This is a genomic window from Undibacterium sp. KW1 (assembly GCF_009937955.1).
Classification (GTDB): Bacteria; Pseudomonadota; Gammaproteobacteria; order Burkholderiales; family Burkholderiaceae_D; genus Undibacterium.
The window spans coordinates 2,056,078-2,082,366 of the sequence record NZ_AP018439.1 but is presented as its reverse complement, the minus strand read 5'-3'; the positions used below and the strand labels follow the sequence as shown (position 1 = coordinate 2,082,366).

The window sequence follows — 26,289 nt, the reverse complement described above, 5'->3', positions numbered from 1 at the left end:
TCCTCTGCGCCTCTGTGGTTAAGGGTCTTGGTTCTGTCAGTTTACAACCGAATTACTTCTTGGCAGCCGTTTTGCCCATATTGCCGGACAGAACAACGGAGTGCAGGTCAGCGGAGAAGGCACGGACTTCTTCCATAGCGCTCTTGTTGCGACGGACCAGGAAGTTGTAACCCAATACAGCAGGAACAGCGACAGCCAGACCAATCGCGGTCATGATCAGCGCTTCACCAACAGGACCCGCCACTTTGTCGATAGAGGCCTGACCGGACATACCAATCGCTGTCAGCGCATGGTAAATACCCCATACGGTACCGAACAGACCAACGAACGGTGCTGTGGAACCAACTGTCGCCAGGAAAGCCAGGCCGTCTTGCAGGCGGCTTTGAACTTTATCGACAGCGCGCTGGATGGACATGGAGACCCAGGTGTTCAGATCGATTTGTTCGAGCAGCGCGCCTTCATGGTGTTCTGTGGCTTTGATGCCAGAGTCAGCGATGAAGCGGAATGGGCTGCCTTCTTTCAAAGAAGCGGCACCGGCTTGGACAGAGGCTGCTTTCCAGAATTTGGAACGGGCATCTGTGGCTTGACCGGACAGTTTGACCTGGTCAATGATTTTGGTGATGAGGATGTACCAGCTGCCCATGGACATGATGACCATGATGATGAGGGTGCCTTTGGCAACGAAGTCACCGGTTTTCCAGAGAGCATCGAGACCGTATGGGTTTTCTACCATTTCTTTGGCGGCTGCTGGTGCTGCCGGGGCGCCAGCGTCTGCTGGAGCGGCTGGTGCCGGGGCTGCTTCAGCAGCAGGGGCTGGTGTAGATGCGGCAGCGGAGGCGGATTCCTGTGCAGAAACAGGGGCGACGGCAACGGCGGCTGTCAAGGCCAGGAGTGTTGCAGCCAGGAATGCGGAGAAACGGGTTTTCATTGAGGTGCTTCCTTTTAACAAAATAAGGTTGGTATTGCTTACTGCTGTTTTTATGTATTACTTATGTATTACTTGGTTTGTTTGTTGCCTGGTACTTATCTTTTACGAATCGATCTGAACCATCTCTTGCTTCATTTTCTTGGGTAGAGCAGTCTGGTAGATCGACTGCTCTTGCCTGGGATTCCTGATTACTCGAGCTTCCATACATACTGAACCTTGGCCCAGGTCTGTTGTGGTTTGCCATCGACGGTACCTGGTTTGTTTTTGCAGGAACCTGACATCAACTGGGATTTAACCGCATTGTCGAGACCGCGGAAGCCGCTGGATTTGTCGATCTTGACGTCGGCAACAGAACCATCTGCACCAATCAGGACGGACAACAGGACGGTGCCGGTTTCTTCATTACGCAGGGAGGCACGCGGATATTCCGGTTTGCATCCACCGACGTTGAAGTCGATCACGCCTGGTATCGTGACGGGACCTGTGGCCTTGGTTTCTGCAACTGGTGCAGGTGGGGCCTGGGTCTTGGTGAATGTCGGGTTTTCTGGCTTGACATTCGATACCGCTGATATCGCTGGCTGTTGCTGAACCGGCTGCTGGACCTGGACTTCCGGTGGCGGAATGAACGGTGGCGGCGGGGCCAACAATTTTGGCGGTGGCGGCGGCGGGGTGTCTGGCGGTGGTGGCGGTGGCTTCACTTCTTCTACCAGCTTGACTTCTGCTGGCTTGATCACCACTTCCATCGCTTTGCGCGCCAATCCAGATACCAGGGCATATACCACCAGTACGTGAAATGCGATAACCAGCCCTAAGCCTACAAACTTCTTCCCCGGCTCTTGCTGGCGATTTGAAAAATCCATTACTGCTCCTCCACTACCACAAGGTCAACTGTCTGACGCAAGTCAAAACATCTCAAACAAAAAAGTGATTATAAATGCTGTGAATCAATAAAAAGCCATACCGATACAAAACCACTTATAAATTCATAAGCTGCGGGCTCGTCAAAATATAAATCGAGGTTTTTGATAAAACTGACTCATTTAATTCTGCCTACAACCAAAGCACCAGCTTCTACTGAGGCCATATATACCTGACCAGGTAATAAAAAATATTAATCAATTTCCGCTACCAGATTCTCCGTGCCGTAAATGGCTACACCAGCGATGCAAAGCAGAAAATTTTTATTACCTGCAGCAAAGTCAGACGCTACAGTCATTTCATCTTTATCAGAACAACTAATTATGTTCCCATGTAAAAAAACACGAACTTACCGCATGGAAAATGTAAATTTAGTCGTCAGAAATTTTTCCGAAGGCGCATAAAACCACTTATGCCCAGAAACTGTCAAGTGCTTTACTTTAAGCTCCGCCAAAAAACAACATGGCGCATTTTGCCAAAAAACCACCCGCATAGGAAACCTAATTTCTTGTGCTATGCAGCATAAATTATTTCAATGCAGCTTTTTTTACACTTCATTACATTGAGAAATTCGCCCAGACCCTCACTCACCAGAATTTAATTTTTTTTGAGCCCTTTTTCAGGCGCCAAACTATCTAAAGTTGTGTGCGAATATCGCACCACAATGGTGCGCGGCACCATCATAATCCCGTTAACGATGCGCCCCCATTGCCAAAATGCACTCAAAAACCCAAAATTGAAAAGAATTGTCACACCGTACAATTCGACAATGAAATAAAAATTTCTTTCCTTCTCCCATCGATAAGACTCTTGCGTTATGGTTACGGCTTTTTAAAACTGAAGCGGAAAAAGCTGCCAGGCAAATAGTGAAGAAAATTAATTTGCACCTGCAATATGTAAATTAATCTATACGGTTTGTGTTCCGTCCTGGTTTTAACATACAAAACTGCGTTTTGCCTACCGGGCCTGATCCATGCTTACACAGATCAAACTCGCCAGACGAATTTGTTTTACCAGACAATGAGGTTAAAGAATGTTCATGCGTCACCAGACAGTTGCTTGCATTTTCACTATGCTGCTATCGACATTTCCCTTGCAAATTGCTCAGGCAGCCAATCCTGCGGACCTCAATAAAGTAGTCAGACAAGCCTTTGAAGCTGCGGATGACGGTTTTGACATGGCTAAAACCCAGAATTTCTATTCTGGCTGGGTCAGCGAGGCCATCTTCGAGCCTTTACTAAGTTATGACTACCTCTCCCGCCCCGCCCGTCTCCTCCCACTTTCAGCAGAAAGCATGCCAGAGGTGACCGAACAGGGAAAAGTATTTACCTTCAAGATCAAGCCCGGCATTTACTTTGCTCCCGACCCAGCATTCAAGGGTAAAAAACATGAGCTGACCGCGCAAGACTATGTTTACACCTTCAAGCGCCTGCTTGACCCGGTTAACCGTTCGCCAAATGCCAGCTTCATCGAAGGCAAGATTGTGGGCCTCGATGATGTCGCAGCCAAGGCAAAGAAAACAGGTAAATTTGATTATGATGTACCTGTTGCCGGCCTGAAAGCCGTTAACAAATACACATTAAGAATAGAATTAAAAGCGACTGATTACAATTTTCTGTACGTCGTCGCCTATGGTGGCTTTGGTGCCGTGGCGAGAGAAATCATCGAAGCTTATGGTGACCAAACTGGGCTGCACCCCGTCGGCACCGGGCCATATATGGTGGAGAAATACCTGCCGCGCAGCAAGATCGTGCTGACCGCCAACCCGGAATACCGTGGCTACACCTGGGATTTCAAATCGACAGGCAGCGCCCGCGATGAAGAAATCGTCAAGCAAATGAAGGGCAAGAAAATGCCTCAGGTGGGGAAAGTCGATATCAGCATCATAGAAGAAGAGCAATCGCGCTGGCTGGCTTTTCAGGATTCGCAACTGGATATCGACAAGCTGCCGCAAAGTGCAGCAACGGCAGCACTGGATGGAATTGCATTAAAACCTGAGCTGGTAAATCAGGGCATCAAGATGGACAGGGTCACAGATGCTGGTATTGTATTTACAATTTTCAATATGCGTGACCCCGTTGTTGGCGGCTACACCAAGGAAAAAATCGCCCTGCGTCGCGCGATAGGCATGGCTTACAGCTATGAGGATGAAATCGCCCAGATGCGCCTGGGACAGGCCATACGCTCGGAAATGATTATTCCTAAAGACGTAGTTGGCTATGACCCTGCCTATCGCAGCAGCCTGGCTTACGACATCAAGCTGGCCAATAAACTGCTCGACCATTTTGGCTATAAACGTGGAGCGGATGGATACAGAAATAATCCTGACGGCAGCCCGCTCACCCTCAAAAAAACCGTGGAACCCGCTGCCATCTATAAAGTTCAGTCTGAGATTTATAAACGTGGCCTGGATAAAATCGGCTTGCGCATCGAATTCCCGGTCAGTAATTTCGCTGACAATCTGAAAGCGGCTTCCGCCTGCAAGTTGAATATGTGGGGTGGTGCCTGGAATGCCGACTTTCCTGATGGCGAAAACTTCCTGCAATTACTCTACGGCCCCAAAGCCGGTGCAGGCAACCATGCCTGCTATGAGTCGCCCGCCTATGATGCACTGTTCCGCAAGGCAGTATCGCTGCCGCTGGGTGAGGAGCGTAATAAGGTATATGCACAAATGAACCGTCAGGTTGAAGCTGATACACCATGGATCGTGCACACTTCCCGCATCCGTAGCTGGTTGTACCGCCCCTGGATTACTGGCTATAAAAAACATCCCATCTTGCATTCTGACTGGGCATTCATTGATGTAGAAAAACATTAAGCCCGGCTCTAAAGATTCAGTTTGATTCAATACGCACTTTTTATCATCGCACAAAATAGCAGGAGAATTTGTCAATGAAGTCCACTCATCCGTTTCAGCACAAGCTGACCAGAACAGGTATGGCAATCTGTCTGGTACTAGCCGGTCTGATGTCATCTACCCTGCCCTTGCAGGCGCAGGCCGCCAAACCTGAATTTGCTGATCCGGAAAAAGTGTTACGCACCATTTTCCCTGTTGCCGAGACTGGCTTTGATCCTGCTGCAACACGTGACCTGTACTCCAACGCCATCAATGAAGCGATTTTCGAGCGTCTGTTCACTTACGATTATCTGGCGAGCCCGGCAAAAATCATTCCCGAAACAGCCGATGGCATGCCAGAGATTTCTGCCGATGGAAAAACCTATACCATCAAGCTGAAGAAAGGCATTTACTTCACCCCTGATGCAGCCTTCAATGGCAAAAAACGTGAACTGACGGTGGATGACTATGTATATTCATTCAAACGCATCATGGACCCGAAAATCGCTTCTACCCATGTCTGGCTGTTAGAGGACAAGATCGCGGGGCTGGATCAACTGGCGGCACAGGCAAAGAAATCCGGCAAGTTTGATTATTCAGCCAAGGTACCCGGCCTGGAAGTCGTCGATAAATATACCTTGCGCATACACTTGACGCGTCCGGACTTCAACCTGCCCATGATACTGGCCTACACCGCCATGTCTGCTGTCGCACGTGAGGTCATAGAAAAATACCAGGACGTACAAGGTGCCGCCATGGCAAACCCGGTCGGCACTGGCCCTTTCAAACTGACTGAATGGGTACGCGGCTCAAAAATGGTATTGGATGCCAATCCGGATTTCCATACAACGATATGGGATTTCCAGGCCAGCTCTGACCCGAACGACCAAAAAATCATCGCGGCCATGAAAGGCAAGCGCATGCCGCAAATCGGTCGCGTTGTCGTCAATGTGATATTGGAAGATCAGTCTCGCCTGCTGGCATTCCAGAAAGATGAAATTGATTTGTTCCAGCTCTACGGCGGCCTGGCACCTCAGGTATTGAATGGTCCTGACCTGAAACCTGAATTTGTCAAACGCGGCATACAGATGTCGCGCATTGTCGATCCTGAGCTGACTATCTATTACTGGAATATGCAAGACCCGGTGTTTGGCGGCCTGAGCAAAGAGAAAGTCGCCTTGCGCCGCGCCATGGCCATGGCACACAATGTCGAAGAAGAAATTCGCATCGTCGATAATGGTCATGCTATTCCCCTGCAATATCCTATTCCTCCTGGCGTCGTGGGGCATGATCCTAACTACAAAAGCAGCATCCAATACAATCCTGCCGCTGCCAATGCCCTACTCGACAAGTTTGGCTACAAAAAAGGCAAGGATGGTTATCGCACCATGCCAGATGGCAGCCCGCTGGAAATTGTGCACACTGCCCAGACCGAATCACGCGGCCATTTGCAGGCTGAAGTCTGGAAAAAATCCTATGACGGCATAGGCATCAGGATGCGCGCCGAATTCCGCCCTTTTGCTGAAATCCTCAAAGCTGAAAAGCAGTGCCAGTTGATGCAGCGCATTTCGCCATGGATAGCGGACTATCCCGATGGCGACAATTTCATGCAGCTGTTTTACGGCAAAAACATCCACATGAATAATAATGGCTGTGTCACCATTCCTGAATATGACAAGCTGTATGAGCAATCACAAAAACTGGCTCCGGGGCCAGAACGCGACCTGTTGTATCACAAGATGACACGCATCATGGAACTGTATGCAGCCCAGCGCCTGGGTTATGCCCGCCACCGCATGATGCTGTCACAGCCACGCGTGATAGGGCACAAGAAACACCCCATCATGCATATAGAATGGATGCAGATAGACATCGACAAGAATAAATAGACAAAAAATGAGCCGCAGACTAACTGAAATTTGAAAACCGAGAGACAAACATGACCGCTTATATACTGCGCCGCTTATGGCAGATGGCACCGACGATGCTGGGTGTCATCCTGCTGGTGTTTTTCCTGTTCAACTGGGTGGGTGGCGACCCGGCTTACATCCTGGCAGGCAAGATGTCGAATGCCGAACAGATTGCCAATATCCGTACCCAGTTGGGCATCGACCAGCCCTACTACGTACAGTTATGGATTTTTATCAAGCAGATCGTCACCTTCAACTTTGGCAATAGCTGGAGTACTGGTGAGGCCGTGTCTTCTATCATAGGCACACGCCTTGGCCCTTCACTGACAGTACTGATACCGCTGACGATTATCGAAACAATCATCGCCATTGCGCTGGCGTTGGCAATTGCCTTCAAGCGTGGTTCATTGACAGACCGTGGCGTGATGATCGCCTGTACCGTTGGTATGTCGGTCAGTATTTTGGTCTATATCATCGTTGGTCAGTATTTCTTTGCCTACAAACTGGGGCTGTTCCCGGTACAGGGCTGGGGTAATCATTTTGCCGAGAACCTGTTCAAGTACTCTGCCCTGCCTATCCTGATTGCCTTGGCCGTGGGTGTGGCACCTAACCTGCGCCTGTTCCGCACCTTTGTGCTGGATGAAGTGAACCAGGATTATGTGCGTACCGCCCGCGCCAAGGGTGTTAGCGAAAGCCGCGTGAAATGGGTGCACGTCTTGCGTAATGCATCGATACCTATCATCACCCATGTCATGTCCAACCTGCCGGCCTTGCTGATTGGTGCCTTCCTGATTGAGCGTTTTTTCTCCATCCCTGGCATAGGCCGTGAAGTGATACTGGCAGTGGAGCGCAGTGACTTTCCCGTGATCAAAGCGATCACCGTGTATGTCGCAGCAGCCACCATGTTTTTTAATTTGTTGACCGATCTGCTGTACCAGGCGGTTGATCCACGCGTACAGTTGAAATAAGGATCATTCATGAGCACGACTATCACAAATCCTACTGTACAAGCAGTTTCACCCGGACTGTGGGCACTGGCCTGGCGCCGTTTGCGCGCTGACAAGGTCGCCATGATTGCCTTGGCAATCGTAGCTGCGTTTTTATTGACGCTGATACTGTCCGCGACTGGCATCATCGCCTCTGACTGGGAACAAGAAAGCGGCGTCAGTTATGCGCCACCCAGCTTTGTCGGTGCCGATACAGGCCCGGTCGCCAAGGCAGAGGTAGAAGCGCCGCCGCCAGAGAATCCACTTGACCCTTTGGCGGACATCATCCGTGAATTGCGCAAGCAACCAGATGCGGACCAGGCCGTCATCGTCAATGACTACGGCATCCCTGATCCGCTGGCAAAGGAAATGGCAGAAATCCGCGCTGAGCTGGCCAAGTCTGGAAAGGCTGTCGTGGGCGAACGCCTGACCACCCTGCCCTTTGGTGCTGACAAATGGGGACACGACATCATCAAGAAAACCATCAAGGGTGCAGAGACTTCCATCGTTGTTGGTCTGGTCGCCGCTTTCCTGGCGACCCTGCTGGGTACCATGTTTGGTGCACTGGCCGGTTACTTTGGCGGCAAAGTTGATGATTTCTTTAACTGGTTTTACAGCATTTTCACTTCCATCCCCTACCTGTTGTTGATACTGTCAGTCGCGGCTGTATTGCAGCAAAAAGGCGTGACCACCATCATTCTGATCCTGGCATTCACTGGCTGGACTGGGCCTTTCCGCCTGATCCGTGCTGAATACATGAAACACAAGGCGCGTGAATATGTATGGGCGGCAGATGCCATTGGTGCTTCGCACTGGCGCAAGATGTTCGTGCATATCTTCCCGAATGTCAGCCATGTGGCACTGGTACAGGTATCCATCCTTGTCGTCGGATTTATCAAATCTGAAGTTATCCTGAGTTTCCTGGGCTTTGGTGTGCCGGTTGGTGTGGTGTCCTGGGGCAGTATGCTGAATGAAGCGCAGAATGAATTAATTTTGGGTAAATGGTGGCAACTGGTTGCCGCAACTGCAGCGATGGCTGTGCTGGTAACAGCCTTCTCATTGTTCACCGATGCCTTGCGCGATGCGCTTGACCCAAAATTGAAATAAGGACAGATCATGAGTCAAGACAACACAAATCAAGCTTTGCTGAAAGTAGAAAACCTGCGCGTGTCTTTCCGTGTCAATAAAAAAGACAGCGTGGAAACCGTCAAGGGTATCTCCTTTGAAATACCCCGCAACTCCACCGTTGCCCTGGTCGGTGAATCAGGCAGTGGCAAATCAGTCAGCTCTCTCGCAGTCATGGGCTTGCTGCCGCCAGACACCTCCAGCATTGCCGCTGACAGCAGGATTATTTTTGAAGGCCGCAGCCTGCTGGAACTCAGCATCGCTGAAAGACGCGATCTGTGTGGCAAGGAAATTTCCATGATTTTCCAGGAGCCGATGACCTCGCTGAACCCGGTGTTTACCGTTGGCTTCCAGATAGGCGAAGTCTTGCGCCTGCACATGGGCATGGATGCAAAGCAAGCCCGCAAGCGTGCCATAGAATTGCTGGAAGAAGTCGGCATTCCCGACCCAAAGAACAAGATCGATGCCTATCCCAGCCAGATGTCTGGCGGGCAGCAACAAAGGGTCATGATTGCGATGGCGATTGCCTGCGAACCCAAATTGCTGATCGCCGATGAGCCGACCACTGCTCTCGATGTCACCATACAAAAACAGATCATCGACCTGATAGATGCACTGCGTATCAAACACAAGATGTCCGTCTTGTTCATCACCCATGACCTGGCACTGGTCGGTGAAATTGCCGACCATGTCATTGTCATGCGCAATGGAGAAATTCGCGAAGCGGGTACGGTAGAACAAATTTTTGAGAGCCCGAAAGATACCTATACCCAGGCGCTGTTGCACTGTCGCCCTACCCTTGATACCCGCCCATGGCGCTTGCCGGTGATTGCTGATTTCATGAATAACAACGGCGCACTGGTCGAGCAAAAACAGCGCCCGCGTGGTCTCAAGGGTGATGAAGAAATCGTGCTCGAAGTCAAGGACCTGGGCAAGAGTTTCTACTCCCGCGAAGGTTTCTTTGGCAAAAAAGAATTCAAGGCTGTTGAAGGCGTCTCTTTCAAACTCGCGCGCGGCAAAACCTTGGGCGTAGTGGGTGAATCAGGCTCAGGCAAAACCACGGTGGGCCTGACATTGATGCGCCTGCACCAGGCAACCTCTGGCCAGGCCCTGTTTGAAGGCAAGGATATCCTGTCCATGTCAAACAAGGAATTCCATCACTACAAGCGCCGCATACAAATCATTTTCCAGAACCCGTATGCATCGCTGAACCCACGCTTTACGGTGGGCCAGATTTTGATGGAACCCATGTACATCCATAATATCGGCGCCAATGACAGTGAGCGCTCTGCCATGGCTTATCAGTTGCTGGAAAAAGTCGGCCTGCCTACTGCTGCTTTTCACCGCTACCCACATGAATTCTCGGGTGGCCAACGCCAGCGTATCGCGATTGCACGCTGCCTGACAATGAAACCAGAAGTGCTGGTCTGCGATGAGTCAGTATCTGCGCTGGACGTATCGGTGCAGGCGCAGGTATTGAACCTGCTGCAGGATTTGCAGGAAGAATTTGGCCTGTCCTACATTTTCATCTCGCATGATCTGGCGGTGGTCAAATACATTGCCGACCAGGTCATGGTGATGAACAAGGGTAAGGTTGTCGAGCTGGCCAATTCGGATGATCTGTATCTGAACCCAACCCAGGCATATACCAGGACTTTGCTGAACGCCATACCAAAAGGCTTGCAACACTAAGTTGTGACTGCGAACCGGCTGTCTGCCGGTTCGCGCTCTCCTGCTTGAAGAATCCCCTGACACTTATATTTTTGACCAATCCTGCAAACACTGGCAAGATGGCATTCGCCTGCGACATAACGAAACCGTGACGAAACAGGCACAATCTCCCGCATATCTCGTATGCGGCACATTCACTGGAGCCAGGATTGGAAGCACTAAGAATTTTATTCCGGGAATTAATGCCCGCTGTTGATTTTTGCTCCATGCGCGTGGTGGATGAGCGCAGTGAAGAGCTATTGGTGAGGCAAAATGTATTGCAACCGCTGCGCAATGCCCGCAGCCATGGTGCCATGCTGGCCGTTATTCATGATGGTGGTTACGGCTATGCCGCAACCAGCGACTTGTCCCGCAATGGATTGAATACCGCAATGCAGCATGCCTTGCACTGGGCCAGGCTCAGTTCTGGTAAGACAGTAACCAATTTCAGCCAAATCCCGCAGGCCGCTGTACTTGGTCAATATCAAGGTCCAGCCGCTTCTATCTGGACCAGGAAAGACTTGATTGCCCTACTGATGCAGGAATCCGTCACATCGCATTTCAGTGACAAGATTGTAGATTGGAGTGCATCCATAGGCGTGACACAAACTGAGCAGCTATTTATCAGTAGCGCAGGTGCTGACATCCATCAGCAATTCAATTACCTGATCCCCAATCTCAGCGTTACCGCCAATGAAGGTTCAGAAACCCAGACCCGCAGTCTCGGTGGTCAATACAATGGTTTCTGCCGCCAGGGTGGAATGGAAGTTCTGCAGCAGTCTGGCTTTTATGGCGCAGGCAAACGCATTGCAGAAGAAGCACTGGCGCTATTGCACGCAGCAAACTGCCCGAGTGGCCGCATGGATTTGCTGCTAATGCCTGAACAGATGATGCTGCAAATTCATGAATCCATAGGACACCCGCTGGAACTGGACCGCATATTGGGTGATGAGCGCAATTTTGCTGGCACCAGTTTTGTCACGCCCGACATGTTTGGCCATTTTCAGTATGGATCTGAATTGCTGAACGTTACCTATGACCCCAGCCGGGCAGAACAATTTGCCAGCTTTGGCTGGGATGATGATGGCAGTACTGCAGAAAAAACCTGGATCATCAAAAACGGCATACTGGAAAAACCTTTAGGCAGCGCCCTTTCCCAAGCCCGCGCCGGCATGGCAGGCGTCGCCAATTCACGCGCTTGCGACTGGAACCGCCCAACTATAGACCGCATGGCCAACCTGAATATAGAAGCAGGCAGCAGCAGCCTCGATGAAATGATAGCCAGCGTTGAATATGGTGTAATGATGAATACCAATGTGTCCTGGTCTATTGATGATTCCCGCAATAAATTCCAGTTCGGTTGTGAGTACGGGCAAATGATACGCAACGGCAAATTGCAGGAACTGGTCAAGAACCCGAATTATCGCGGCATCTCAGAAAGCTTTTGGCGTTCGCTGAAGATGGTCGGTGATGCCTCTACGCTGGCAGTCATGGGCACGCCCTTCTGTGGCAAAGGTGAGCCATCCCAAGTCATACGCGTAGGCCACGCTTCGCCAGCCTGCCTGTTTGATCAGGTAGAAGTATTTGGAGGTGAAGCCTGATGCAAAGTTATTTCCTGTCCCTGGCCACACATATAGAAACACAACTCGCGGCGAATGAAGTCAGCACCACCTGGCTGGCCGCAGAGTCCAGTGATTTCGTGCGCTTTAATCACAGCGCCATACGCCAGCCCGGCCATGTTTTCCAACTGATACTGAACCTGCAATTGATAAAGGGGCAAACCCATGCTGCGATGAGCTTCAATCTCAGCGGCGAAATGGACATGGATTTACCCACCATCAATACTGCAATCCAGGATTTGCGCGCGCAGTTGGCGGATTTGCCAGCAGACCCGCACCTGATGATAGCCACTGAAATCAGTGACAGCACACAGATTCTGCCATCATCCCTGCCGCCTGTAGCCAGTATGCTGGAACAGATACTGGCTGCCGCAAAAGATGTGGACATGGTGGGCTTGCTGACTACAGGTACACAATATCGCGGCTTTGCCAATTCCTATGGTCAGCGCAACTGGTACGAAACCAGCAATGTTAATTTTGACTGGAGCCTGTTTTATGCGACGGACAAGGCCGTCAAATCCAACTATGCCGGCTTCACCTGGAATGAGGCAGCATTTCTCAGTAAATTCGCCGCCGCCCGCAAAGAGCTGGCTCTGCTGGCACGACCACCAATTACGGTTGGCGCGGGCAATTACCGCGCCTACCTCAGTCCAGCTGCATTAAATGAATTAATCATGATGCTGAACTGGGGCGGCTTGTCGGAAAAAGCCTTGCGCACCCGCCATAGCTGCTTGCGCCGCTTACAATCGGGCGAAGCCAGCATGCATGCCATGGTGAATATCTGTGAAGACAGTCGTGCAGGTCTGGAACCAGGCTTTCAGGCGCAAGGCTTTATCAAACCCGAAGTAATTCCCCTGATACAGGCGGGCAAATTGGTTGGCAGCATGATTTCTCCGCGTAGCGCCAAGGAATATTCCTTGCTGACGAACGGGGCACCAGAAGATGAATCGGCAAAATCCCTGGTCATGCAGGTAGGCATGTTAGCAAATGCAGACATACTCAAAGAACTGGGTACGGGCATCTATATCGCCAATCTCTGGTATTTGAATTTTTCTGACCGCGCCACTTGCCGTATTACCGGCATGACGCGCTTTGCCACCTTCTGGGTAGAAAACGGTGAAATCATCGCGCCATTAAATGTCATGCGCTTTGATGATTCCCTGTTCAAGATGCTGGGAGAAAACCTGCTGGCGCTAAGCCAGGAAACCGAGGTCATCATGGATGACCGTTCTTACGGACAACGACATACTGGTGGCGCAATCCTGCCCGGAGCGCTGCTCAAGGAAATGCGTTTTGTATTATAAACAGACAAAAAGCTGTTTTTTATGAACACGAAAGGCGATTTTGTGGCGACTTCAAGTAAAAATGGGACATTTTCCAAAAGAGCGCCTATGCTGACCAAACGCACTTTGTTTCAGCGCAGATAAGTACAGGCAAACTTAGCATTTGCCCCTTTCGGTGAGAGCAACTACAATTCCGACCTGTTGCGGAAAAGGCTGCAATTTAAGCATTCAACATTCAGGCAAAAACCTGGTGTAGAAACAACAAGTAATAAAACCCACAGCGCAATAGAATAAGGCTTTCAATCTTGCCGTCCTGAGAGCCTTAAGCATATTGCGGTCATATCTGGAGTCAACATGGCATTTCTGCAAGGCAAAAAAATTCTGATCACCGGTTTGTTGTCCAACCGTTCCATCGCTTATGGCATCGCCCAGGCTTGCAAACGCGAAGGCGCTGAACTGGCATTTACCTATGTAGGCGAACGTTTCAAAGACAGGATTACTGATTTTGCGGCTGAATTTGACAGCAAACTGATCTTTGATTGCGACGTGGCCAGCGACGAGCAAATTGAAGCAGTATTTGCTGACCTGGGCAAATCCTGGGACAAACTTGATGGCCTGGTACATGCTATCGGCTTTGCGCCGCGCGAAGCGATTGCAGGTGAATTCCTTGATGGTTTCTCCCGCGAAGCTTTCCGCATCGCGCATGACATTTCTGCCTACAGTTTCCCGGCAATGGCAAAAGCTGCGCTGCCACTGCTGCGTGAAGACTCTGCCCTGCTGACACTGTCTTACCTGGGTGCCATCCGCGCCATCCCGCATTACAACACCATGGGTATGGCCAAAGCATCTCTAGAAGCCTCAGTACGCTACCTGGCAGAACACCTGGGCAAAAAAGGCATACGCGTCAATGGTATCTCTGCTGGCCCTATCAAGACCCTGGCTGCCAGCGGCATCAAGGACTTTGGCAAATTGCTGGGCTTTGTTGCCGAACACGCACCACTGCGCCGCAATGTGACTATCGAAGACGTGGGCAATACCGCCGCCTTCCTGCTGTCGCCACTGGCAAACGGTATTACCGGTGAAATCACTTATGTCGATGGCGGCTTCTCGCACGTCATGGGCTTGAATGCTGACTCTTACGACAAGTAAGCCGTCCAGTATTTAAAGACGGTACGGGATGCTTGCACATGCATCCCGTACTGGCCTTATACTATTGGCATGAATGAAGCACACCCTACCATGCCCAAGATCCCAAACACTGTCTTTTCTATAGCACGCACTTTATTGCTGCTGATATTCAGTGTGTTCCTCGCGTCTTCCGGCAATACTTTCGCGGCATCCTGCAATGACCCATGGCCAGCCTGGGAACAATTCAAGAAGACTTTCATCGCCGACGATGGCCGCGTGATCGACCATAGCGGTACGCGCAAACCAACAACATCAGAAGGCCAGGCTTATGCCCTGTTCTTTGCCCTGAGTGGCAACGACAAAGGCGCATTTCAACGCATCCTGACCTGGACAGAGAATAACCTGGCAGCAGGTGACCTGACTGCCCGCCTGCCCGCCTGGCAATGGGGTCAGCGTGAAGACAATAGCTGGGGCATCATCGATAAAAATCCAGCCTCCGATGCCGACTTGTGGATAGCCTACAGCCTCGGCGTTGCCGGAGAAGTCTGGAAAGAAAAACGCTATGCCGCCCTGTCCAGCCTGCTGGCACAAAGAATATTGAATGAAGAAACCGCAGAGCTGCCCGGACTGGGATTGAGCCTCTTGCCGGCACCAAGCGGCTTTAACCTGCCAAATAATCAATGGAAGCTCAATGCCAGCTACCTGCCACTGCCTTTGCTGCGCTGGTTTGAGCAAAAAGAAAGCGATGAACGCTGGAAGCGTATGGTCTCCCCGGCAGTGCGCCTGATTGCTGGCAGTGCCCCCAAAGGCTACGCCGCCGACTGGATTATCTATGACGCGCAAAAAGGCTTCCTGCCAGATACGCAGGGCGTAGAAAAAGGCCAGGGTGCTTACAATGCCATCCGCATATATCTGTGGACTGGCATGATGGCAAGCCAGGATGCAGAGCGCGCAAATTTACTGAAGTTGCTGCGTCCCATGGCGCAGATCGTGGATAGCAAAGGATATCCGCCAGAATATATCGACATCCTGACTGGCGACATCAATGGCCCCGGCTCCAGCGGTTTTAGTGCCGCACTGCTGCCCTTCCTGCAAGCGCAAGGGGTACAGAAGACGATAGTACAACAGCAATTACGTCTGCAGGCGCAACCCATCAAGGCAGATGCCTACTATGATCAGGTGCTGTCCTTGTTTGCCCTGGGCTGGCAAGAAAAGCGCTTCCGTTTTGATGCTCGCGGGGAAGTTGACTTTTACTGGCAGCACTTTTGCTGGCGCCTATTCTAAACCTTTTGCAAGATATTCTTAGAAACTGGCTGCTTTTTCCTGAAAAATCCTGTATAATTTCGTTTTTTGCGCTGCAATATAAAATTTACGGCGCAAAACCAAGTAGCATCGCAAGCCTGTGCACATCCTCAGGATGGTGCATGTAAAAGCCCTCCCGCCTCGCATGTCTGGTAGTAATCCATAGACATCATACCGGCGCAAAGCTTTTGTGCCGAAATTTCATTGTCGTCCCTTGTTGGATTTTCTGTGTTCATTTCGTTTGGTTGGCGCTGCATTGTTGCGCGCGTTCGTTAGCAACGCGCTAATTTATACTGGGACAGAAGCAATCGTTCCGGCAAAACATGCTGCAAACCGGCCCTGTCGCCGGTGAGCTAGACATTGCTGCCGCATTTTGCAAACGTCCCAATCACGAAAGAAATTCATGAGTTTTGAAGCACTAGGTCTCCACGTCAACATCATCCGCGCTCTGACTGACTCTGGCTATACCAAGCCAACCTCGGTACAAGAACAGGCAATCCCTGCCGCGATTGAAGGTCGTGACCTGATGGTCTCATCCCAGACCGGCTCCGGCAAAACTGCCGCTTTCATGCTGCCTGCTTTGCATAAACTGGTTTCCGCTGAAGTTGTCAGCTATGACAACAGCAAAACACCTAACCAGGAACGTCAATCTGCACGCTCCCGTGGCGACCGTCCACGTTTCGTTGCTGCAAAACCAAAAATGCTGGTACTAACACCAACCCGCGAACTGGCTTTGCAAGTCACTACAGCAACTGACAAATACAGCGCTTATTCACGCCGTATCAAGGCTGTGTCCATCCTCGGTGGCATGCCTTACCCTAAACAGATGCAATTGTTGTCCCGCAATCCAGAAATTCTGGTGGCAACGCCTGGCCGTCTGATCGACCATATGGAATCTGGCAAGATCGATTTCTCTGAACTGCAAATGCTGGTTCTGGACGAAGCCGACCGCATGCTGGACATGGGTTTCATCGACGATATCGAAAAAATCGTTGCTGCCACACCTCCTACACGTCAAACCATGTTGTTCTCTGCAACGCTGGATGGCGTCGTCGGTAACATGGCTAAACGCATCACGACTGAGCCTCTGGTGATCCAGATCGCCGGTTCTGCCAGCAAGCATGAAAACATCCAGCAACGCGTACACTTTGTGGATGACCTGTCCCACAAAAACCGCATGCTTGATCATCTGCTGCGCGACACTACCGTTGACCAGGCCGTTGTATTTACAGCCACCAAACGTGATGCAGACACCATCGCTGACCGCCTGAACATCGCTGGCTTCGCTGCTGCTGCCCTGCATGGCGACATGCACCAGGGTGCACGTAACCGCACACTGGACGCATTGCGCCGTGGCCAGGTACGTGTACTGGTCGCGACTGACGTTGCTGCCCGTGGTATTGACGTTCCTGCAATTACGCACGTATTCAACTACGATTTGCCTAAATTCCCGGAAGACTATGTCCACCGCATAGGCCGTACTGGCCGCGCTGGCCGCAAGGGTCTGGCTGTTTCCTTGGTCAATCATGCCGAGAGCATGCACGTCAAACGTATCGAACGCTTCACCAAGCAATTGATCCCTGTCGATGTCATCGAAGGTTTTGAACCCAAGAAATCTGCAGCACCTGCACGCTCTGCAGCGCGCAAGCCTAACGGCTGGAAACCAGGCGATGCCCGTAAATCCGGTGGCGGCGGCTATGGCAACAACAAGCCAGGTCAACGCAGCTTCAGCAAACCAGCTGGCGCATCCACAGGCACCAGCGCTGGTCCACGTAAAGAAGGCGGTGGCTACAAAGGCAACCGCTCGAACGACAGTGGCGCACGACGTACATTTGGCGACTATTAATTAGCCAATAGCTTTACCAGGTAAAGCGAACAACATAGACATTGCTGCATAAGCAATATCATGAAAAAGCGATCACTTTGGTGGTCGCTTTTTTTATACTAGTGGACTGTAACAGTGAAATCGAGAGCGAAGGCCATGTGCCCGGCGCATCAGGGCAAGCGCTCCGATTTTCACTGTTATAGTCCACCAACTGGCTCGGCGTATAATCAGCAAATCTGATCTGTATAGAACTATAAATCCCACATGAGCAAAGAAACTAACGCCCCCGTCCGACTGACCTCTTTCTCGCATGGCGGCGGCTGCGGCTGCAAGATTGCGCCCGGCGTACTTGCTGAAATACTAAAAAAATCCTCAGGCTTTCCGGTACCGCCTGCTCTTATGGTGGGGATAGAAACAGCAGACGACGCAGCCGTCTATAAACTCAATGATGAGCAGGCACTGATTGCCACCACGGATTTTTTCATGCCCATCGTGGATGATCCTTTTGATTTTGGCCGCATCGCTGCCACCAATGCCATTTCGGATATCTATGCCATGGGCGGCACGCCCATCATGGCGTTGGCACTGGTGGGCATGCCTGTTAATCAATTACCTCTGGATGTCATCGGCAAAATTATCCAAGGCGGTGAAACCATCTGTGCCGAGGCTGGCATACCCATAGCCGGCGGCCACACCATTGATTCTGTAGAACCCATTTATGGCCTGGTCGTCATGGGCCTGATTCACCCATCCAGGGTCAAACGCAATGCCGATGCCAAGGCAGGCGACAAACTCATACTCAGCAAGCCGCTGGGTGTAGGCATATTGTCTGCCGCACTGAAAAAGCAGGCGTTGGACGAGGCAGGCTATGCCACCATGATCGCCAATACCACCAAACTGAACAAACCTGGGCAGGCCCTGTCTGCACTTGATGGCGTGCATGCGATGACCGACGTTACCGGCTTTGGCCTGCTAGGCCATTTGCTGGAAGTCTGCCGTGGTTCGAAACTGGCAGCCCGGCTGGATATGTCAACAATACCTTTGCTGGCGAATGTGAAAGAACTGGCCACAAATGGCTATATCACCGGTGCCTCTGCCCGCAACTTGGCAGCCTATGGCTCATCTGTGCAGTTCGACACGCAGATCAGTCCCGCCCAGCAAGCCTTGCTGACTGATCCGCAAACATCGGGGGGATTACTGGTTGCCTGCGATGCGGCAGTTGTTGAAGATGTTTTAAGAATTTTCCATCAGGGCGGCTTCTTGGAAGCTGCTGTGATTGGTGATATTGTTGCAGGTGAACCTGCTATCGCTGTACTGCCCTGATTTTTTTTGATTTTGCCCCTACTTTTGCAAATACCATGAACCAATTAGAACAACTGAAGCAATACACTACCGTTGTCGCCGACACTGGCGATTTCCAGGCTATCCAGGCTTATGCACCGCGCGATGCTACGACCAATCCGTCCCTGATACTGAAAGCCGTGCAAAAGCCTGAATACCTGCCTTTGCTGGAAAAAGCGGTCAAGGACACCTCCGGTAAATCGATTGATGAAACCATCGATCACTTGCTCATCGCTTTTGGTCTGGAAATTTTAAAAGTCATCCCGGGTCGCGTTTCTACTGAAACTGATGCCCGTCTGTCTTTTGATACAGCTGGCACAGTTGCCAAAGGTCGTCAGTTGATCGCCATGTATGAAGCCGCAGGGATACCGCGTGACCGCATCCTGATCAAGATTGCTTCCACCTGGGAAGGCATACGTGCCGCCGAGATACTGGAAAAAGAAGGCATACGTTGCAATATGACCCTGCTATTCTGCCTGGCACAAGCGATTGCCTGCGCTGAAGCGGGTGCACAACTGATTTCACCTTTCGTAGGCCGCATCTATGACTGGTATAAAAACAAGACAGGCCAGGAAATTTTTGGTGCAGATGATCCTGGTGTTTTGTCTGTCAAAAAAATCTATACTTACTACCGCAAGTTTGGCTACAACACAGAAGTCATGGGTGCCAGCTTCCGCAATACTTCACAAATCCTCGAGCTGGCAGGTTGCGACCTGCTGACCATCAGCCCTGACCTCCTGCAAAAACTCAGCGACAGCAATAGCAATGTCACACAAAAACTGAGCAAGGAATTGGCAGCATCTTCTGATCTGCAAAAAGTCAGCATGGATGAAAAGACTTTCCGCCTTGATTTGAATGAAGATGCAATGGCAACTGAAAAACTGTCAGAAGGCATACGTGCCTTCTGTGCCGATACCGTCAAACTGGAAAAGATGATTGCCGCAATGCGTTGAATCAATACCATCTGACAGGTTATGATGAGGGGGCAGAATTTTCTGCCCCTTTTTTATTTTGAATGACCGGGATATGAAAAAGCAGTTAGACATAGCAAACTGGAACAGGCGCGAACATTACGCCTTCTTTTCGCAAATGGATGAACCTTTCCATGGAATTAACCTGAATGTGGATTGCACCTGGGCTTACCAGCATTGCAAAGAAGAACAAATATCTTTCTTCCTGTTTTATCTGCATCAGATACTGCGCGCCATCATGCGCACGGATGCCATGCGTTACCGCATAGAAGATGACAAGGTATTTGACTACGAAGTCATACACGCGAATGCAACCGTGCAACGGGCTGACCATACTTTCGGTTTTTGTCCTATCTATTATGAAGAGGAATTTACCGCCTTCGCCACTGGCGCCAACGTCGCCATGGACAAGATCAAGAACAGTAGCGGTCTTTGTTTCAATGATGAATGCGCACGTGAAGATGTGATCCATTTTTCTGCCATACCGTGGATCAGCTTTACCGGACTCACGCATGCACGGCAATATGACCGTAAGGACAGTGTCCCCAAGATTTCAGTAGGCAAGTTTTTCAAACAGGATCAGCGCCTCATGTTACCCATAGCGATCTTCGTTCACCATGGTCTGGTGGATGCTTATCACGTCCATCAGTTCGTCACTGCACTGGAGGCCGCCTTGTCTGGCCAAAGCAATTAAGATGATCAAACAGATAAAAACCTCCCTGTTCCTCCTTTGCCTGGTGATCTTGCCAGCCGCGCATGCCAGGGCAGACGCAGATATTCTCTGGAATAAAGCCATGGCGCAATACAAACTGTCCAATCAATGGGTTCCAAAAGAAATACGGACCCAGATCGATGCTGAGCGTAAAGACCAGCCAGGCAAAACTGCTTATATCAAATCTACACTGAATGGCTGGGAAAAACAGGAGCCTAAATATACCAGTGCCACCACAGACAGCAACTGGCAAATCCTGCCAGAGCAAAAAAAATCTGCTGATGGCATCAACAAAATGCTGACCGGCCTGGATGAACTCAAATCCAGTCTGCTGGAAGACGAGGTCAAGGTCAAGCGGCTAGCCAATGAGAACCTGAATGGAAAAAATCTTGTCGTGTTTCAACTCAGTGATGATGGCGCAGGCAAGAAAGTCAGTATCAAGGTATGGGTTCATCCTGATACAGCCTGCATGGTTAAAATGGATACCTCCATGCATGTAGCTTTTTATGCAGATGCCGATTTCAGTACACACTATACTGAACCTGGTAAAGAAGGCATGTGCTTCAGAGGGCAGATGCAGGGTAATATTGATATCCAGATTCCCTTCAAGAAAGCGAAGATGTCTATCAAGCAAACCCACGCTGAGTGGACGCCAAAGCCGGTCAACTGATGCTGCTGACTTATCTGCATTGCGGAAGGAATTATCATGCACAAAATTAATCGCGCCATCGTCCTGTTCGCCTTTGGACTGGCAATCGCGACAGCCCGCGCTGACGATTTCAGCGATGGTGTCAGTTATTACGAGCAGGGAGATTTTAGTTCTGCTATTGAATCATTCAAAGCAGCCGCCACCAAGGGCAATGCCGATGCCCAGTTCAACCTGGGGCTAATGTATTTGAATGGTGAAGGCATAGACCAGGACTACAAGCAGGCACTCAGCTGGTTTGAACAATCGGCCAGCAAAGGCAATGCCAGAGCGCAGGTCAACATAGGACGCATGTATGCAAAAGGCAAAGGCATGGTATCGAATCATGGCATAGCCGCCTCCTGGTTCAGGAAGGCAGCTGACCAGGGTTATGCCGATGGCCAATACAGCCTAGGTATTTTGTATGTCACCGGTACCGGCGTGGCACGCGACTATAACAAGGCAAAAGAATTATTCCAGCAAGCCGCCAATCAAAGCAATGCCAGTGCACAGTATCAATTAGGCTTGCTTTACCTGAAAGGCAGGGGCGTCACGGCAAATCTTGTCGAAGCCTATAAATGGTTCAGTCTCGCAGGTGAATATGACGATAGCGAAGTATTCAGAAAATATGTCGCCGCCAAAATGAGCAAGGAAGACGTTGCAGAAGCGCAGGCATTGGCAAAAGACTGGGAGCCACAGAAAGCAGCCGAGTAAGCCAGCATCTGACAATTCCCCCTTCATGCGGAAGATTTTTAATCTGGCTTTTTAACAGGCAAGACGGTTCAGATGATAGCAATATGCCCATCGTGTATTTGATAATTACCAGGGCCTGAGTCTTCCTTGACCTGCCATTTATGCCTGCCTATCTGTATCTCTGTGCCTTCGTGAATTTTCTTGATGATTTTGACGCTGGCCTTGTCTATCAGCTCTTGCTCAGCTTCCAGCTCATCGAGCTCTTTTTCCAGAGCATCCAGTTCTTCCAGTAAATGCAAGCGCTTGGCTTCAACCTTTTCGCCAATGCCACCTGCTGCTTTTTCTGGGTGAGTCATAAAGAAAGCTTGCAGCTTGATCAGTTGATCCAGTTCAGCAGCCTTGCGCCCTATCTGATATTGATTGTCATGAATTTGCGCATCCCTGTATGGATCAAAACCGACCTGTATCTGCGTACGTATACCGGCAGCAGATCCCAGGGATACGGCACTGATCATCAGTGCCGCCTGTGTTTTGCCACCCAGAATATTACCTACACTCGACCCAGGTTTGCCGACGGTGATTTCTTTTCTGGCAATCAGCTCACATTGCCTGGCATTTTGTTCCAATCTTATGCTGTCGCCAGCCTCAACGTGTGCATTTTCGGCAAATAGCGCCTGTACTGAACCACCACATTTGATGCGGGAGGTGGTGCCACTCAGACTTTGCGTTCCAGGTTTTCTTTCTGCCAGGCCGATGATGCCGCCCTTCACGGCGACATTGCCACCTGCAATAATATCGGCTGCCTCAACCAGTCCATTGACGATGACATCTCCCGTTACGTTCAATATCATCCCGGCCTTGATATCGCCCTCGACATGGATAGTCCCCTCAAAACTGATGTTACCTGTGCTCAAATCCACATCCGGCACTTGCAAGACCGGATTGACTATAACCCCATCGTCAACAACTACAGGCTGACCTGCATTGGTCGCCATCAACAAATCTGGGTTTGTTGCCGACGGTGCGGCACCTTGCAGATTAGCCCCAAATGCCATGTCTGGCAGCGGCTTGGCCAGTATCACCTGCCCCCTGATATTCATGCCAAACTTGCCCTGCACTGGTGGTATGCGTCGCATCAGTTCATCGCCGACATGCACGAGAAGCAAATGGCTAAGCTCGCGAAACTTGATAACCGCCAGTTCATCCCTTTGGGTCACTTCGCTTTTGTGCGCGCCAAACAAAGGCTCAAGGCGACCAGCAACACCCTGGCGCGGAGCATCGCCCTGGGCAATCAGCAAGTTTTCACACCTGCCTGCTGCCAATGCTGCATCCAGTTCTTTGTGCAATATCCCATGAATAATGCCCTGCTCACGCAAGGCATCATTAACTGCTGTACCTACCGGCTTACCGCCCACGGCAGGAATCAGAGTCAGGCTGGCGGACAATAAATCATCTGCAAGACTCAGAATAAACTCAGCATCCTTGCGCTGACCTATTTGCAATTTTTGTGTTTCTTTACTGTCACGACAAAGTTTGACGAAAGCCAGTAAAGCAGAATTATCTATGTAGCAGCCTGCATGTTCGCTGACTTGCAGTGCATTTTCCAGGCTGCTCAGATCCGGAGGCACGGCCGCCTCTGCCGGCGCATATTGCGCATACAGTATACCGTCAGGTTCTTCAATAAAAAACGATAGTGTTATCGAATTAGAAAGCGACTCACTCAAATTGCCTCCTTTACTTTGACATCCGCCCTCAGAATATTTTCTTGTTTGCTGCCTACACAAGCATGCCACGGCAACAAGTACAAGGCTAGAACTGATTTCATAAAGAGGCTTTCCAGCCATCGATACGCTTCTCAGGCACAAATCAAAACCCGGTAAATTGCCTGGTGACCTATTCCAAATCCAACATCCAGCTCAGGATATTTTGTGCACGCTTAGTGCAAATATTGATTTTCATTAAATACAAATGAGAATCATTTGTATTTAATATTTATTTGCATTAATATCACACCCTTAACAAAAAGGGGAAACCATGCATTTCAAAAGGAAGTTGATCGTTGTTTTATTGGCCAACCTGGCGATTGGACAGGCAGTATATGCCGCTGCCCAGGAACCCGTTGATGCACAACAGGTCGTCGTGACAGCTACGCTGCGCAATCACAGCATCGCATCCGCACCAGCATTTACTACTGTAGTAACAGCTGAAGATATTGCCAAATCACCAGTAAATAGCCTGGCAGATTTATTGCGTGAAACGGTCGGCGTCAATAATCAAACCGATGGCACAGGACGTGATGAAATCCAGATTCGTGGATTGGGTGGCAAATATACTTTGATGCTTGTGAATGGTAAACGCATCTCTTCTGGTGGCGCTTTATGGCGTGGCAGTGACTTTGACTTCAGTTCCATCCCTTTGAACAGTATCAAGCGGGTAGAGATCGTGCGCGGCCCCATGGCGGCGCTGTATGGTTCTGACGCGATTGGTGGTGTCATCAATATCATTACCAAGACACCAGGCAAGGAATGGACCGGTACACTGAACACAGAATATCGCAAGGTAGCCACAGGTGATCAGGGTGATCAATACCGCATAGGTGCATCAACCAGCGGCACCATCAATGACCAGTTCAGCCTGAGTGTCTCTGGTGAAGTGTATGACAGGCAGCCATGGTTCAGCACATCTGCATCTGACACCACCCGCCCTGCTCGCCTGGAAAAAAAACAATCACAAAACCTGGTGACAACGACGACATGGAAACTGTCTGACACACAATCTCTGGATTTTGATTTTGGCTACAACAAGGACAAACGTCCCCGCGCCCTGTATTACTACGCCTATTTCCCTGAATGGAATTTTGAATCCAAGGATTATCGCGAGCAGGAAATCACGCGTTACACCTACGGTCTCAGCCATAAGGCGTCCTGGGACTGGGGCACAAGCACAGCCTTCCTGAATCAGGAAGATACGACAATAGATGACTTCAACAGCCGCTATAACAAACCACAACAACGCGTGCTGAAAGAAAAAAATACCTATGTAAAAGTGTATGCCAATACTGAGTTGGGTATTAATAGCCTGACTGCTGGCGTCGATTTACGCCACCAGTTAATCAAAGACCCACTGACTTATTTAAAAACTGGTGAGATCAGCACACGAAGCTCGGCGATATTTGTGGAAGATGAAATCAGCCTGACCAAGGGCTTGCATCTGACACTCGCCGGACGTGTCGATGACAGCAATACCTTTGGCAACCATTTTTCACCCAAGACTTATCTGTCTTACCAGGTCAACCATGCTGTCACCGTTAAAGGTGGTATCAGCAAGGCATTCAAGGCACCAGAAGCTTATCAATTGAGCCCTGAATATAGTGTGATCAGTTGCGGCGGAGCATGTTATTTGTCAGGCAATCCCAGCTTGAAACCTGAGACCAGCACCAACTTTGAAGCCGGCGTAGAAGTGCATCAAAAAGGCTGGAACATGAGCGCTGTGGCCTTCAAGAACGATGTTGATGCCATGATCGTTGCGAATTACGATAGCGTTAAAAATACCCGCAATTGGATCAATATTGCCAAGGCCAAGACCAGCGGCATAGAACTGCAGGCTGATGTGGAACTGAGCCCCATTTTCTCCATCAATGGTAACTATACCCATTTGAAGGCTGATTATACGGATGAGGCGGGCAAGGAAACCAAGCTCGATAACCGCCCTGCCAACGTGGCAAAGCTGGGGGTAAACTGGAAAGCGACGACACGCCTGCAAACTGGATTGACGGCGCACTACATAGGCCGCCAATTTTATGAAAACGTGGAATTACCAGCCTACACCAGGTTGGACTGGAACCTCTCAGCCCGCCTGCAAGACAATCTGATTTTGCGCATGGGTGTAAAGAATCTCAATAATGTGAACCTGGAACAAAAGAGCAAAGACTTTGCCTATTTTGAATTGGGTCGCAATTATTACGTCAGTGCCACGCTGGCATTTTAAGTAGTTTTGATGAAAAACTGCAGGCATATGAATGCTTGCAGTTTTCGCTACGGAACCATCTTACCTACCCAAACAGGAATAGTCTTGTGTCTATTTTGTTTTTACTGCTAACACTCACAGGCTCACTCCTGCTGTATCTGAGCCACAGGCATCAGACCTTGCTGAGGCATGCTTTACCGGCAAAACCTGCGCTTGTGGGTGCCTTCATACTCATGTCACTGGCCCTCTATTGCGGGTGGCAGGCATTCAGTATGGCGACCGCCATATTTGCAGGCCTGGTCATCACTATGCTGACATTGAGCTTGTTGCCATTTTTTTCCTTACTCAAAA

At 50.2% G+C, this 26,289-nt stretch carries 19 protein-coding genes; 16 read left to right on the top strand and 3 right to left on the bottom strand.

Annotated elements, in window-relative coordinates; all coding sequences use genetic code 11:
• Positions 1-52 precede the first annotated feature (52 nt).
• Together UNDKW_RS09215 and UNDKW_RS09210 are read right to left on the bottom strand one after the other, a co-directional pair.
• Positions 53-928 carry a MotA/TolQ/ExbB proton channel family protein gene (locus UNDKW_RS09215; protein ID WP_162058458.1) on the bottom strand — a complete coding sequence of 292 codons (876 nt, stop codon included), beginning with the start codon at positions 926-928 and terminating at the stop codon, positions 53-55.
• Positions 929-1,116: 188 nt separating this feature from the next.
• Positions 1,117-1,788, bottom strand: coding sequence for an energy transducer TonB (locus UNDKW_RS09210; protein WP_162057875.1), 672 nt, complete (start codon positions 1,786-1,788; stop codon positions 1,117-1,119).
• 1,097 nt (positions 1,789-2,885) lie between these two features.
• Here UNDKW_RS09210 and UNDKW_RS09205 point away from each other — a divergent pair.
• The 15 genes from UNDKW_RS09205 to UNDKW_RS09135 all read left to right on the top strand — a co-directional run bounded on the left by UNDKW_RS09205 (position 2,886) and on the right by UNDKW_RS09135 (position 21,993).
• Positions 2,886-4,664, top strand: a complete 1,779-nt coding sequence (locus UNDKW_RS09205) for an ABC transporter substrate-binding protein (RefSeq protein WP_197893126.1) — start codon at positions 2,886-2,888, stop codon at positions 4,662-4,664.
• Positions 4,665-4,738: 74 nt separating this feature from the next.
• On the top strand, positions 4,739-6,571 hold the full coding sequence (locus UNDKW_RS09200) for an ABC transporter substrate-binding protein (RefSeq protein WP_162058456.1): 1,833 nt from the start codon (positions 4,739-4,741) through the stop codon (positions 6,569-6,571).
• A 50-nt stretch (positions 6,572-6,621) separates the two neighbouring features.
• On the top strand, positions 6,622-7,560 hold the full coding sequence (locus tag UNDKW_RS09195) for an ABC transporter permease (protein ID WP_162058455.1): 939 nt from the start codon (positions 6,622-6,624) through the stop codon (positions 7,558-7,560).
• A 9-nt stretch (positions 7,561-7,569) separates the two neighbouring features.
• Positions 7,570-8,685 carry an ABC transporter permease gene (locus UNDKW_RS09190; RefSeq protein ID WP_162058454.1) on the top strand — a complete coding sequence of 372 codons (1,116 nt, stop codon included), beginning with the start codon at positions 7,570-7,572 and terminating at the stop codon, positions 8,683-8,685.
• Between the two features lie 9 nt (positions 8,686-8,694).
• Complete coding sequence (locus tag UNDKW_RS09185) at positions 8,695-10,395, top strand: ABC transporter ATP-binding protein (RefSeq protein WP_162058453.1); 1,701 nt, start codon at positions 8,695-8,697, stop codon at positions 10,393-10,395.
• Positions 10,396-10,616: 221 nt separating this feature from the next.
• The gene (locus UNDKW_RS09180; RefSeq protein ID WP_162061853.1) at positions 10,617-12,014 is read left to right on the top strand and encodes a TldD/PmbA family protein; all 1,398 of its coding nucleotides are present in this window, start codon (positions 10,617-10,619) and stop codon (positions 12,012-12,014) included.
• On the top strand, positions 12,014-13,336 hold the full coding sequence (locus UNDKW_RS09175) for a TldD/PmbA family protein (RefSeq protein WP_162058452.1): 1,323 nt from the start codon (positions 12,014-12,016) through the stop codon (positions 13,334-13,336). Before UNDKW_RS09180 ends, UNDKW_RS09175 begins: the two co-directional genes overlap by 1 nt.
• Before the next feature lie 333 nt (positions 13,337-13,669).
• Positions 13,670-14,464, top strand: coding sequence for an enoyl-ACP reductase FabI (fabI, locus tag UNDKW_RS09170; protein ID WP_110257315.1), 795 nt, complete (start codon positions 13,670-13,672; stop codon positions 14,462-14,464).
• A 90-nt stretch (positions 14,465-14,554) separates the two neighbouring features.
• Complete coding sequence (gene bcsZ, locus UNDKW_RS09165; RefSeq protein WP_162058451.1) at positions 14,555-15,727, top strand: cellulose synthase complex periplasmic endoglucanase BcsZ; 1,173 nt, start codon at positions 14,555-14,557, stop codon at positions 15,725-15,727.
• A gap of 421 nt (positions 15,728-16,148) precedes the next feature.
• The gene (locus UNDKW_RS09160) at positions 16,149-17,591 is read left to right on the top strand and encodes a DEAD/DEAH box helicase (protein ID WP_162058450.1); all 1,443 of its coding nucleotides are present in this window, start codon (positions 16,149-16,151) and stop codon (positions 17,589-17,591) included.
• A 243-nt stretch (positions 17,592-17,834) separates the two neighbouring features.
• Complete coding sequence (gene selD, locus UNDKW_RS09155; RefSeq protein ID WP_162058449.1) at positions 17,835-18,893, top strand: selenide, water dikinase SelD; 1,059 nt, start codon at positions 17,835-17,837, stop codon at positions 18,891-18,893.
• 35 nt (positions 18,894-18,928) lie between these two features.
• Positions 18,929-19,864 (top strand): transaldolase, encoded by a 936-nt coding sequence (gene tal, locus UNDKW_RS09150; RefSeq protein WP_162058448.1) that lies wholly within the window; start codon positions 18,929-18,931, stop codon positions 19,862-19,864.
• A gap of 73 nt (positions 19,865-19,937) precedes the next feature.
• A complete protein-coding gene (locus tag UNDKW_RS09145) occupies positions 19,938-20,576 on the top strand; it encodes a CatA-like O-acetyltransferase (protein WP_162058447.1) in 639 nt (212 codons plus the stop codon).
• 1 nt (position 20,577) lies between these two features.
• Positions 20,578-21,264 carry a hypothetical protein gene (locus UNDKW_RS09140; protein WP_162058446.1) on the top strand — a complete coding sequence of 229 codons (687 nt, stop codon included), beginning with the start codon at positions 20,578-20,580 and terminating at the stop codon, positions 21,262-21,264.
• A gap of 36 nt (positions 21,265-21,300) precedes the next feature.
• Positions 21,301-21,993 (top strand): tetratricopeptide repeat protein, encoded by a 693-nt coding sequence (locus UNDKW_RS09135; RefSeq protein ID WP_162058445.1) that lies wholly within the window; start codon positions 21,301-21,303, stop codon positions 21,991-21,993.
• 68 nt (positions 21,994-22,061) lie between these two features.
• Here UNDKW_RS09135 and UNDKW_RS09130 read toward each other — a convergent pair whose 3' ends face one another.
• Complete coding sequence (locus tag UNDKW_RS09130) at positions 22,062-23,696, bottom strand: DUF342 domain-containing protein (protein WP_162058444.1); 1,635 nt, start codon at positions 23,694-23,696, stop codon at positions 22,062-22,064.
• 310 nt (positions 23,697-24,006) lie between these two features.
• Here UNDKW_RS09130 and UNDKW_RS09125 point away from each other — a divergent pair, with 310 nt between their 5' ends.
• Positions 24,007-25,959, top strand: a complete 1,953-nt coding sequence (locus UNDKW_RS09125) for a TonB-dependent receptor domain-containing protein (protein WP_162058443.1) — start codon at positions 24,007-24,009, stop codon at positions 25,957-25,959.
• The last annotated feature ends 330 nt before the right edge of the window (positions 25,960-26,289 follow it).